At 63.4% G+C, this 12,583-nt stretch carries 8 protein-coding genes; 6 read left to right on the forward strand and 2 right to left on the reverse strand.

Annotation, left to right across the window (positions count from 1 at the left end; all coding sequences use genetic code 11):
• Window positions 1-163: 163 nt before the first annotated feature.
• Window positions 164-3,157, reverse strand: coding sequence for a DNA polymerase I (gene polA, locus HV823_RS16065; protein ID WP_176950739.1), 2,994 nt, complete (start codon window positions 3,155-3,157; stop codon window positions 164-166).
• Window positions 3,158-3,555: 398 nt separating this feature from the next.
• Between polA and HV823_RS16070 the strand changes: the two genes are divergently transcribed.
• The 4 genes from HV823_RS16070 to HV823_RS16085 all read left to right on the forward strand — a co-directional run bounded on the left by HV823_RS16070 (window position 3,556) and on the right by HV823_RS16085 (window position 7,219).
• Complete coding sequence (locus HV823_RS16070) at window positions 3,556-3,996, forward strand: MarR family winged helix-turn-helix transcriptional regulator (protein WP_176950740.1); 441 nt, start codon at window positions 3,556-3,558, stop codon at window positions 3,994-3,996.
• Window positions 3,997-4,061: 65 nt separating this feature from the next.
• Entirely contained in the window at window positions 4,062-5,453 is a 1,392-nt protein-coding gene (locus tag HV823_RS16075; RefSeq protein WP_176950741.1) for a dipeptidase, read from the forward strand.
• A gap of 251 nt (window positions 5,454-5,704) precedes the next feature.
• Entirely contained in the window at window positions 5,705-6,661 is a 957-nt protein-coding gene (locus tag HV823_RS16080) for a lysylphosphatidylglycerol synthase transmembrane domain-containing protein (protein WP_176950742.1), read from the forward strand.
• A gap of 81 nt (window positions 6,662-6,742) precedes the next feature.
• The gene (locus HV823_RS16085) at window positions 6,743-7,219 is read left to right on the forward strand and encodes a BA14K family protein (RefSeq protein ID WP_176950743.1); all 477 of its coding nucleotides are present in this window, start codon (window positions 6,743-6,745) and stop codon (window positions 7,217-7,219) included.
• 71 nt (window positions 7,220-7,290) lie between these two features.
• Here HV823_RS16085 and HV823_RS16090 read toward each other — a convergent pair whose 3' ends face one another.
• On the reverse strand, window positions 7,291-7,506 hold the full coding sequence (locus tag HV823_RS16090) for a hypothetical protein (RefSeq protein ID WP_176950744.1): 216 nt from the start codon (window positions 7,504-7,506) through the stop codon (window positions 7,291-7,293).
• Between the two features lie 304 nt (window positions 7,507-7,810).
• On the opposite strand from HV823_RS16090, the gene HV823_RS16095 reads away from it, so the two are divergent.
• A complete protein-coding gene (locus HV823_RS16095) occupies window positions 7,811-10,045 on the forward strand; it encodes a transglycosylase domain-containing protein (protein ID WP_176950745.1) in 2,235 nt (744 codons plus the stop codon).
• Window positions 10,046-10,432: 387 nt separating this feature from the next.
• Window positions 10,433-12,349, forward strand: coding sequence for a molecular chaperone DnaK (dnaK, locus tag HV823_RS16100; RefSeq protein ID WP_176950746.1), 1,917 nt, complete (start codon window positions 10,433-10,435; stop codon window positions 12,347-12,349).
• The last annotated feature ends 234 nt before the right edge of the window (window positions 12,350-12,583 follow it).

The following is a 12,583-nucleotide window of genomic DNA, read 5'->3' on the forward strand; positions in this document are numbered from 1 at the left end:
GCACGTTTCAGGCGCCACGCGCCCCACAAGCCACCTGCAGAAACGCATCAAGCGATTAAGGCGGCGTTAAGGCAGGAAGGTTGGTGTGCCGTACTGACGTCAAACGTCAGCACGTGGTAAACGGACCCGCAACAGTTGCACCCTCGATAGTGGCCACCACTGGTCAATGCGCCTCGTCCCAGTTCAGCGCGGCGCGCGCGTCGACCTTCAGCGGCACCTTCATGGAAACCGCCGGCATCGATGCGTTTTCCATCACGCCGACAATGACCGGGATCGCACGCTCGACCTCGACATCCTCGACCTCGAAGATGAGTTCGTCATGCACCTGCAGCAGCATGCGGACGGCGGAAAGCCCGTTTTCCGCGAGCGCCGGCTCCATCTTGACCATCGCCCGGCGGATAATGTCGGCGGCAGAGCCCTGGATCGGCGCGTTGATCGCCGCTCGCTCGTTGAAAGCACGGACAGAGGGGTTGGACGACTTGATCTCGGGATAGTGCGCACGGCGACCGAATATCGTCTCGACATAACCGTTTTCACGGGCGAATGCCTTGGTGGAATCCATGTAGTCCCTGATGCCGGGAAAGCGCTCGAAATAGCGCTTGATGTAGTCGCCCGCTTCCGACCGCTCGATCGACAGCTGGTTGGCGAGCCCGAACGCCGAGATGCCGTAGATGATGCCGAAATTGATCGCCTTGGCGCGACGGCGCACTTCGGCCGGCATGTCCTTCACCGGCACGCCGAACATCTCGGACGCGGTCATGGCGTGAATGTCGACGCCGTCCGCGAAGGCCTGCTTCAGCTGCGGAATGTCGGCGACGTGCGCAAGCACCCTAAGCTCGATCTGGCTGTAGTCGGCAGAAACGAGCTTGTGGCCGGGAGCGGCGATGAAGGCGGTGCGGATCTTGCGTCCTTCGGCCGTGCGCACGGGGATGTTCTGCAGGTTCGGGTCCGACGACGACAGACGACCGGTGGTGGTCGCTGCGAGCGCATAGGAGGTGTGCACACGCCGGGTGTCGGGATGGACGAAGCCCGGCAGAGCATCGGTATAGGTCGACTTCAGCTTGGTCAGCTGGCGCCAGTCAACGATCTTGCGCGGCAAGGGAATGCCTTGGGCCGCCAGGTCTTCCAGCACCTGCGCGGAAGTCGACCATTGCCCCGTCTTCGTCTTCGAACCGCCGGGAAGACCCATCTTTCCAAAGAGGATGTCGCCGAGCTGCTTGGGCGAGCCGATCGTGAAACGCTCGCCGGCAAGTTCGTAGATCTCGTCCTCCAGCGCGGCCGCGCCCTGGGCGAGATCGCCGGAGAGGCGGGCGAGGATCTGCCGATCGATGGTGATGCCGCGCTCTTCCATGTGCGCGAGCACCGGAACGAGCGGCCGTTCCAGTCGCTCGTAGACCGTCGTCATCCTTTCAGCCGGCAGCCGCGGCTTCAGCACGTGCCACAGGCGAAGCGTGACGTCGGCGTCCTCCGCGGCGTAGGCCGTCGCCCGGTCAATATCGACCATGTCAAACGTCTGGGCACCCTTGCCGCTCCCGGCGACGTCCTTGTAGGCGATCGGCTTGTGGCCGAGCCAGCGCTCCGACAAGGCATCCATGCCATGCGTTCCCGCCCCCGCATCGAGCGCATAGGACATCAGCATGGTGTCGTCGAAGCCCTGCACGGTGATGCCGTGCCGCTTCATGACGAGGTAATCGTATTTCAGGTTCTGCGCGACCTTGAGGATTGCGGGATCCTCGAGCAGGTCCTTCAGCCTGGCAAGCGCATCGCGCATCGGGATCTGCCCGTCCACGAGCCCCCCGCCAAGAAGATCGCCGGCGCCGGCCTTGTGCAGCAGCGGAACGTAGGCTGCCCGGATGGCGATGCCGGTGGGATCCTTCGCATTGTCGGCGATTGCCAGCGAGAAGCCACAAAGCTCGGCCTGCATGGCATCCAGCGATGTCGTCTCCGTGTCGAAGGCGACGAGGCCAGTTTCGCGCGCGTCTGCGACCCAGCGGTCGAGCGTCGCGAGGTCACGGATCGTCACATAGGAAGAATGATCGATCGGCTTGCCGGAAAAAAGCGCGGCCCTCGATTTCGCGAGTGTCGCGGGTTCATGGCCGTTGGCAGAAACGCTTGGCAAGAGGGTCTCAGCCGCTTCGGCGGCGCTCTCCGCGGGCGTACCGGACATCGAACTGACGCCGCCGGCCTCACCCTTGTCGAGGTCGGGGCCGTGGGCCTCAGCGCCCCACTCGACGGGCACGACGGCTGCCTCGATCGCCGATGCATCGCAATCGCACGCCTCGGCCACGCGCCGCGTCAGCGTGGTGAACTCCATCGCCTTGAGGAAGGCGATCAGCCGCGGCCCGTCCTGGGCTTCGAGCACGAGATCCTCGAGCGGCACATCGAGCGGCGTGTCCGTCTTCAGGGTGACGAGTTCGCGCGACAGCAGCGCCTGGGCGCGATTGGCGATGATGTTCTCGCGCCGCTTCTGCTGCTTGATTTCCTCCGCGCGCGCCAGCAGCGTGTCGAGATCGCCGTATTCCTCCAGGAGCTGGGCCGCCGTCTTCGGACCGATACCGGGGATGCCCGGGACGTTGTCGGTCGAATCGCCGGTCATCGCCTGCAGGTCGATCATCTTGTCCGGTGTCACCCCCCATTTCTCGACCACTTCGGGGATCGTGATCTGCTTGTCCTTCATGCTGTCGTACATCGACACTTTCGACGTGACGAGCTGCATCAGGTCCTTGTCCGACGACACGATCGTAACGTCGGCACCGGCCGCCTCGGCAAGCCGCGCATAGGTGGCTATCAGGTCGTCGGCCTCGTAGCCCTCCTTCTCGATGCAGGGAAGGTTGAACGCGCGGGTGGCGTGACGAATCAGCCCGAACTGCGGGATCAGGTCTTCCGGCGGCGCCGTGCGGTTCGCCTTGTACTGATCGTAGAGCGCGTTGCGGAAGGTCTTCGAGGAATAATCGAAGATGACGGCGAAATGGGTCGGCGTGACGCCGACATCGGTGTTGCGCGCATCCTTGAGCAGCTTCCACAACATGTTGCAGAAGCCGGATACGGCGTTCACCGGCAGACCGTCCGATTTCCGGTTCAGCGGCGGGATCGCATGAAAGGCCCGGAAGATGAATCCGGAGCCGTCGACGAGGAAGAGATGATCACCATTTTTCATGGGCGAATGGATAGCGTGCGCGGCCTCCCACGTCCATCATCCATTGCAGTTGGGCATGGCCAACCAAACCGCTTTGAGCCTCACACAAACGTTACCGATTTGTAATTTTCAGCGGCGCGCAACTCCCTTGAAAAGCCACAATCCGAGGACCAAATGACACTCATCGGCACCTGATTAAGCCGTGGTCTGGCATCCCGGCCTGTCCCCCGCCGCGCCAGACCAGAGGACAAAGGCCTTATCCCCCTCTCCGGGCCTTTGTCCACAATTTGCAAGAGCCGCTGCAGGCGTTACCTCCCGCCTGCAGCGGCTTTTGTCATTGCGGAGCAGGTGGCGATTTCGATCCCAACCGACAAGAACCCCCGATTGCCCGGAATCGAAATCCGGCATAGCCTTGTCGAATGGTGTTCGATCGGAGGGAATCGGCCGCTTATCTTGCCGGGTTGCTGGCAAAGGAGGCCGCGCGTGCGCTGCAGGCCCGCGCCAGGCAGTCCGGCTTTGCGCCGGGGCAACTGCCGGTGCTTCTGGAACTGTGGGCCGGCGACGGCCTGACCCAGCGGCAACTGCTGGATCGCCTCGACATCGAGCAGGCCACGATGGCCAACACCCTGGCACGCATGGAGCGCGACGGGCTGATCACGCGATCGCCGCATCCGAACGACAAACGCGCTCAGCTGATCCATCTGAGCGAACGCGGGCAGGCCATGCGCGCCGATGCCCTGGCCGCCGCCGAAGACGCCGAGAGCGAGCTGTTTCGCGGGTTTCGCAAGTTCGAGAAGGAACTGCTCCTGGAGTACATGCGCATGATGATCGCCAATATCGCGCGCGACACGCGTTCTTGAGGCGGCATGGCCTTTCTTGGATCGGGCACAATCGCTAATGTCCGGTCGAAAAGAAGGATTCGACCATGACCAACTTGCTTCCCGTCCTCGATCACGCAGCGGCGGGTGTACCGGCCGCCCTCGAGCGCCTGTTCGACCTCGTCCGCATCAAGTCCATCTCCACCGATCCCGCCTACAAGGCCGAGGTGCAGCGCGGGGCTGAATGGCTGGTGAACGAACTGCGCTCGCTGGGTTTCGATGCCACGGTTCGCGACACGGCCGGCCACCCGATGGTGGTCGCCCATCATGACGGGGCGACGGCGAATGCGCCGCACGTCCTCTTCTACGGGCACTACGACGTGCAGCCCGTTGATCCCCTGGAGCTGTGGGAGCACGATCCCTTCGAACCGGCGGTGCGCGACATCGCCGGTGGCCGGCGGATCATCACGGGCCGCGGCACTTCCGACGACAAGGGCCAGCTGATGACCTTCGTCGAGGCCTGCCGCGCGTACAAGGAGACGACCGGCGCCCTGCCCTGCAAGGTGACGATCCTGTTCGAGGGCGAGGAAGAATCCGGCTCGCCTTCGCTTAAACCGTTCCTGGAAGCCAACGCTGCCGAACTGAAGGCGGATTTCGCCCTCGTTTGCGATACCAACATGTGGGACGCGGAGACGCCTGCGATTTCCGCGGGCCTGCGCGGGCTCGTGGGCGAGGAGATCGTCGTCAAGGCGGCCGACCGCGACCTCCATTCCGGATATTTCGGTGGGGCGGCGGCCAATCCGATTCATATCCTCGCCGATATCCTGGCGGGCCTCCATGACGCCGACGGACGCGTGACGCTCGACGGTTTCTATGACGGTGTCGAGGAGACGCCTGCGGACATCAAGGCTTCCTGGGAGAAGCTCGGTCAGACGGCGGACAAGTTCCTGGGCGAGATCGGCCTCTCGGTTCCCTCCGGCGAGAAGAACCGTTCCGTCCTCGAGCTGACCTGGGCGCGGCCGACAGCGGAAGTCAACGGGATCCTCGGCGGCTATACCGGCGACGGCTTCAAGACGGTGATCGCGGCGCAGGCGTCGGCGAAGGTTTCGTTCCGGCTCGTCGGCAAGCAGGATCCGGCAAGGATCCGCGATGCGTTCCGCGCCTATGTGCGATCGAAGATCCCGAAGGACTGCTCCGTCAGCTTCCACGCCCATGGCGGTTCGCCTGCAATCCAGCTGCCCTATGATTCGCCGCTTCTGAACAAGGCGAAGGATGCTCTTTCGGAAGAATGGCCGAAGCCCGCGGTGATGATCGGCATGGGCGGGTCCATCCCGATCGTCGGCGATTTCCAGAAGATGCTCGGCATGGAATCGCTCCTCGTCGGCTTCGGGCTGTCGGACGACCGGATTCATTCGCCGAACGAGAAATATGAATTGCGGTCCTTCGAAAAGGGCATCCGTTCCTGGGTGCGAATTCTTGCCGCACTCGCCGCCCGCTGACCGCCACTTCGCCCGGGAGCGATCACGATTGCGTATCCCGGGCGCTCGCGGCATTGCGAATCATTGTCCTGCCTTTTCCATATGTTTAACTTGACCGGATAATTCCGAAAGCGAGGGCAGGTCCGCACGGCCAGCGTTGCGGAGGAAAAAGAGGCCAAGGGGAAGCATGCCATGACTGACAATCGCGCCTATCGTCTGCTATCGGAACAGTCCCGCAAGGACGGCGACCGCTGCGGACGGGCGCCGGGCGCATGAGGCTCAAAAAGTTCTTCTGGCCGGTCGTCGGCGCAGCCGCGATCGTATTTTCGCTCTGGATCCTCTACCACGACCTCAGGGGACTTTCGTTCCACGAATTCCGCGAGAGCCTGCTGGCCATACCGCCTTCCGGCTGGATACTGGCGGCGCTTGCGACGATTGCCGCCTATGCGGCGCTGGCAGCCTACGACCACCTGGCGCTGGAGCATCTGGGCCGTCGCATATCGCTCTGGTTCATCACCATCGCCTCGTTCACGGCCTACGCGCTGGCCCACAATATCGGCGCCTCGGTCTTTTCCGGCGCCGTCGTGCGCTACCGCGCCTATTCGTCGAAGGGGCTTTCGGCAAGCGAAGTGGGTGTGCTCGTCGCCTTCTGTTCCTTCACCTTTGCCCTCGGCACCGCAGTGCTCATGGGCCTGGTGCTGATCGTCGAGCCGGAAATCATCGAGCGGGTATCGGAGGTACTTCCGGTCGAGGCGGCGTTCTCGACGGGCGTACTGATCCTGGCGCTCGTTTCACTCTATGTCGTCGGCAGCCTGGTGGGGTTCCGCCCGATCCGCACCCGCTGGCTGAAACTCGAATATCCGCGCCCCTCGATCGCCTTCCGGCAGCTCTTGATCGCCCCGGTGGAGCTGCTCGCGGCTGCAGCCATCATCTATTTCGTGCTGCCGGAAGCGGGCAATCCCGGTTACCTCGTGGTGCTCGGCATCTTCCTCGCCTCGTTCTCGGCCGCTCTCCTGTCGCATGCGCCGGGCGGCATCGGCGTGCTCGAACTGATCTTCATCGCCGGCCTGCCCGAGCTCAGCCCGGTGGACGTGCTCGCCGCGCTCGCGGTGTTCCGCATCTTCTACCTGATCATTCCGTTCGTGCTGGGTCTGGGTGCCGTTCTAGCGTTCGAACACGCGCGCTACACCCAGTCAAAGCGCGAGGAGAAGACGAATACCGGCGGCTGACGCGGTTCATCCTGCATTCAGCCGAATAGCCGCATGATGGAGGCCGTCTTAGAATGCAGATTGGCTTTCGGGAGTAAGAAGATGAAGAAGATCGTCACGGGCCTGATGGTTGCCGCGCTTTCCGCGGCCACCCTTGCCACCGGCCTGCTGCCAGCCGAAGCCGCCTCGATGCCCCGCACCGGCGTCACGGTTCCGACGAACGTCGAGGCCGTCGACTACTACGTCCGGCGCGGCTATCGCGACGGCGGCCGGTACTATCGCGGCGGCAACCGCTACCATGGTGGTGGAGGATATTATCGCGGTTACCGCGGCTATCCCTACTACCGCGATGGCTACCGCCGCTATGACGACGGCTACTGGTATCCGCTCGCGGCCTTCGGCGCCGGCGCGATCATCGGCGGCGCGATCGCGAGCCAGCCGCGCTACGTAGAGGAAGGCGGCATCAATCCCCGTCACTTCGAATGGTGTGCGGCGCGCTATCGCTCCTACCGGGCTTACGACAACACGTTCCAGCCCTATGGCGGCCCGCGCCAGCAGTGCCTGTCGCCCTACTATTGAAATGACGAAGGGCGGCGCCAAGGCCGCCCTTCCCTTTTCCCGCCGGTGAACACGTCACCGCACCAATCCTGCTATTCCGCGACTTTCTGCTGCGCTGCAGAAGCGTCGCCCTTCTTCAGGAGCACCACTTCATCGGATGGGGGTGCCGACTGCTGCGAGATGCTTGCGGTCGTCGTGGTCTTGTCGACATCGGCGGAGGCACTTGTGTTTTTGTGATAGGCGCAGTCGGCAAAAGCCATGGGAGCGGACAGGCCGAGCGCGCAAGCGATTACGAGGATGCGTTTCATGATCGTCTCCTTGTTCGTTGCGGCGGCAGAATAGCGGCGGCATCCGGAAAGTGGAAATCACAAAGTCGCGCGGCCGAAGCGTGTCTGCCCTGGCGCGAACCGCAGGTAACGCGTTTCGCCGATGTGGCCGGCCGGCCACCTCCCGTTAAACCGTCCTTAACCACCCCTTAAATCGCCGCAATTACAGTTCAACCGACCACCGTGTGTTTGCAGGCGCAGCGCGTCCGCAAAATCAAGACCTTAGGGCACTCGCGGCGATTTTCGCCGCGCACGGCCGAAGCAGGAAAGGCGCATTTCCCCCAGCATGGCAGGCCGGCGCAACTCAGGACGGATCGAGCCCTCATTCGAGGTTGAAGACGACGATCTGCGTATCGACGAGGATGATCGCGTGACCAGAACTCCGAAGCGCAAGGCGAAGGCAAGCGCGCGCAAGCCCGCAGCTGTGCCGCGCGGAAAGAGCCCGGCCCGGCGCCGCACGCGCAGCGGCGGCATCTTGGCGCCCATTCGCTTCCTTGCCTACTGGTGCATCGTGCTCGGCATATGGGGCGGCATGGCTATCGGCGCGCTTGTCCTCTACTACGGCGCGCAGATGCCGAGCGCGACGACCTGGTCGATCCCCGCAAGGCCGCCGAACGTGAAGATTGCGTCGACGGACGGAACGGTGATTGCCAATCGCGGCACGACGGGCGGGGAAGCGGTGCCGCTGGAACAGATGTCGCCGTATATCCCGCAGGCCGTCCTCGCCATCGAAGACCGCCGCTTCTACTCGCATTTCGGCATCGATCCGTTCGGCCTCGCCCGCGCCATGGTCACGAACCTGACGACCGGGCGCATGGTGCAGGGCGGCTCGACGCTGACGCAGCAGCTCGCCAAGAACCTGTTTCTTTCGCCCGAGCGGACGATGGAAAGAAAGGTCCAGGAGGTGCTGCTCGCCTTCTGGCTGGAGCACAAGTACACCAAGGACGAAATCCTCGCGATGTACCTCAATCGCGTCTTCTTCGGCTCCAATGCCTATGGCGTGGAGGCGGCCTCGCGGCGCTATTTCGGCAAGTCCGCCCGCGACGTCAATCTCGGGGAGGCGGCCTTGCTTGCAGGACTCTTGAAAGCGCCTTCACGCCTTTCGCCGGCGCGCGATCCGGAAGCGGCCGAGGAGCGGGCACAGGTCGTTCTCGGCGCGATGCGCGATGCCGGCTTCGTCACGGATCGCGAGATCACGACCGCGATGTCGCAGCCGCCGACGCGGGCCAAGAGCTACTGGTCGGGCGCCGAGCACTATGCCGCCGATCTTGTAATGGACCAGGTGCCGAAGCTCGTCGGAGACATTACCGAGGATCTCGTCGTCGAAACCACCATCGACCTCGACCTGGAGAAGAAGGCCGACGAGGCCATTGCCGCGGTCATCGACGCGGAGGGCGAGAAGCTCGGCGCCTCGCAGGCGGCACTTGTCTCGATCGACGGAACCGGCGCCATCCGCGCTCTCGTCGGCGGGCGCGACTATGCGACAAGCCAGTTCGACCGCGCCTCCAGGGCCAAGCGCCAGCCGGGCTCGGCCTTCAAGCCGTTCGTCTATGCCGCCGCGCTGGAAATGGGGCGCTCGCCGCAGTCGGTGCGCAACGATGCGCCGGTGCGGATCGGCAAGTGGACGCCGGAGAACTACGACCAGAAGTACCGCGGCGAGGTGACGCTCGCCGATGCGCTGGCCAATTCGCTGAACACGATCGCCGCGCAGCTCGTCATGGAGGTCGGCCCCAACCAGGTCATCAAGCTGGCCCATCGGCTCGGGATCGAATCGGAGATGCAGTCGAACGCCTCGATCGCGCTCGGCACCTCCGAGGTGTCGCTGGTCGAGCTCACCTCCGCATACGCCCCCTTCATGAACGGCGGCTACAAGGCGACTCCGCACATCATCCGCCGTATTTCCACGGCTGCCGGCAAGGTGCTCTATGAGAACACCTACGACAACCCGCCGCGCGTGCTGCAGCCGGAAATCGTGGCCATGATGAACGGTATGATGGTCGGCGTGATAACGCACGGCACCGGCAAGAACGCCAATATTCCGGGTTGGCAGGCCGCCGGCAAGTCGGGCACGACCCAGTCGTTCCGCGACGCGCTGTTCGTCGGCTACACCAGCAACCTCACGACCGGCGTCTGGTTCGGCAACGACGACGGCAAGTCGATGAAGAAGGTGACCGGCGGCGGGCTGCCGGCCAAGGCCTGGAGCCGCTACATGACGGCCGCCCATGAGGGGCTTTCGCCTTCGCCGCTGTTTGGCCTCGGCAGCGGCGATGTCCCTGTCGCGGCAGTCGGCTCCGGCGCTGGCCCGGACGCCGGTGCGGCACGGCGCGATTCCTGGGCCGAAATGGTGGCACGCGCACTTGGCACGAGCAGCCGGGAGACCGGCCCCAACCAGGGACCGACGGCCATACCGGATCGCCAGATCGACGACGAGGGGCTGCCCGTCCCGCCCGCCGATGTCGGTCAGCAACAACAGCCACAGCCTCGCCGTTCGACGCTTCTCGACGTGCTGATGGGCGGCTGATCGTTCTTCCCTCCGGCCCCAAAGCAGATCGCGATCCTTCCGTTTCCCTTGCGGCGCTTTTAACCGTTGATTTTACACCTGTTATAGCCGCAATGCCGGCGCGCACTCATGTGCGACATGCTGCATATCGAGCCGCGTCCTGCCGCAGCTCTTGACGGCAACGGGCGGGCCTCCCACATTCCACGATGGCGGAGCTTTCTGCGGCCGCGCATCGGTTCGAAATGCCTGCCATCAGGGAAGATTGATGCCTTGCAGTCACCTAGACTGATCCTTATATAGCCGGAAACCGCGGCTTCCGTCGCGTATTCGTGCAATACCATCCCACTAGGGACTGCCGAACGAATGCCAGAATTGGGTTCCGGCAGTTCGCTTCAAGGAGAGAATGACATGGCAAAAGTTATCGGTATCGACCTCGGAACGACAAATTCCTGCGTCGCCGTCATGGATGGCAAGGACGCAAAAGTCATTGAGAACGCCGAAGGCGCGCGCACCACGCCCTCCATGGTCGCCTTTTCGGACGACGGCGAACGCCTTGTCGGCCAACCAGCCAAGCGCCAGGCCGTGACGAACCCGGAAAATACCCTCTTTGCGATCAAGCGCCTGATCGGACGGACCTTCGACGATCCGACCACCCAGAAGGACAAGGGCATGGTGCCCTACAAGATCGTCAAGGCGCCGAACGGCGACGCCTGGGTCGAGGCACACGGCGAAACCTATTCCCCTTCGCAGATCTCCGCGATGATCCTTCAGAAAATGAAGGAAACCGCTGAGTCCTATCTCGGCGAGAAGGTCACGCAGGCCGTCATCACCGTTCCCGCCTACTTCAACGATGCTCAGCGCCAGGCAACCAAGGACGCCGGCAAGATCGCCGGCCTCGAAGTGCTGCGCATCATCAACGAGCCGACGGCTGCTGCCCTCGCTTACGGCCTCGACAAGAAGGACGGCAAGACCATCGCCGTCTACGACCTTGGCGGCGGCACTTTCGATATCTCCGTTCTCGAAATCGGCGACGGCGTCTTCGAGGTGAAGTCCACCAACGGCGACACCTTCCTCGGCGGTGAAGACTTCGACATGCGTCTGGTCGAGTACCTGGCCGGCGAGTTCAAGAAGGACCAGGGCATCGACCTGAAGAACGACAAGCTTGCCCTGCAGCGCCTGAAGGAAGCTGCGGAAAAGGCAAAGATCGAGCTTTCGTCCTCGCAGCAGACAGAAATCAACCTGCCGTTCATCACGGCTGACGCATCCGGGCCGAAGCACCTGACGATGAAGCTGACGCGCGCCAAGTTCGAGGCACTCGTCGACGACCTGATCCAGAAGACCGTCGCGCCCTGCAAGGCTGCGCTGAAGGATGCCGGCGTTTCGGCTGCCGAGATCGACGAAGTCGTTCTCGTCGGCGGCATGAGCCGCATGCCCAAGGTCCAGGAAGTGGTCAAGCAGCTGTTCGGCAAGGAGCCGCACAAGGGCGTCAACCCGGATGAAGTGGTCGCCATGGGTGCCGCCATCCAGGCCGGCGTTCTGCAGGGCGACGTCAAGGACGTGCTGCTTCTCGACGTGACCCCGCTGTCGCTGGGCATCGAGACGCTGGGCGGCGTCTTCACCCGTCTGATCGAGCGCAACACGACGATCCCGACGAAGAAGAGCCAGACCTTCTCGACTGCCGAGGACAATCAGTCGGCCGTGACCATCCGCGTCAGCCAGGGCGAGCGCGAAATGGCCGCGGACAACAAGCTGCTTGGCCAGTTCGACCTCGTCGGCATTCCGCCGGCTCCGCGCGGCGTGCCGCAGATCGAAGTGACCTTCGACATCGACGCCAACGGCATCGTCCAGGTCTCGGCCAAGGACAAGGGCACCGGCAAGGAACACCAGATCCGCATCCAGGCATCCGGTGGTCTTTCCGACGCCGACATTGAGAAGATGGTCAAGGACGCCGAGGCGAATGCCGAGACCGACAAGAAGCGCCGCGAGTCCGTCGAAGCCAAGAACCAGGCCGAAAGCCTGATCCATTCGAGCGAGAAGTCGCTCAAGGAATATGGCGACAAGGTCTCGGCCGATGACCGCAAGGCCATCGAGGACGCCATTGCCGCGCTGAAGACATCCGTCGAGGCTTCCGAGCCCGACGCCGACGACATCAAGGCAAAGACCAACACGCTCATGGAGGTTTCCATGAAGCTTGGCCAGGCGATCTACGAAGCCCAGCAGGCCGAACAGGCCGGCTCTTCCTCGGCCGAAGGCGGTGACAACGTCGTCGACGCGGACTACGAGGAAGTGAAGGACGACGACGATCGCAAGCGGTCGGCATCGTAATGAAACCGCCGGTCGCGCCTGCCGCGACCGGCCTTCCTCCGGATAGGAGCGGACCAAAGACGAAGGGCAAATCCATGATGCTTGGCGTTCACTACGGTGACGAAATCATGGTACCGTCTGCTCGAAGCGTCCCGCCACCTTGCTTTTTGGCCGTGAAGCCGGATAGATCGACTGACGGCTGGCATTTCCTCCTTCAACGAACAATGATCCCGTACACGAAGCGGGCGCGGCAGT

It is taken from the genome of Mycoplana rhizolycopersici, from assembly GCF_013378445.1.
Lineage (GTDB): Bacteria > Pseudomonadota > Alphaproteobacteria > Rhizobiales > Rhizobiaceae > Mycoplana > Mycoplana rhizolycopersici.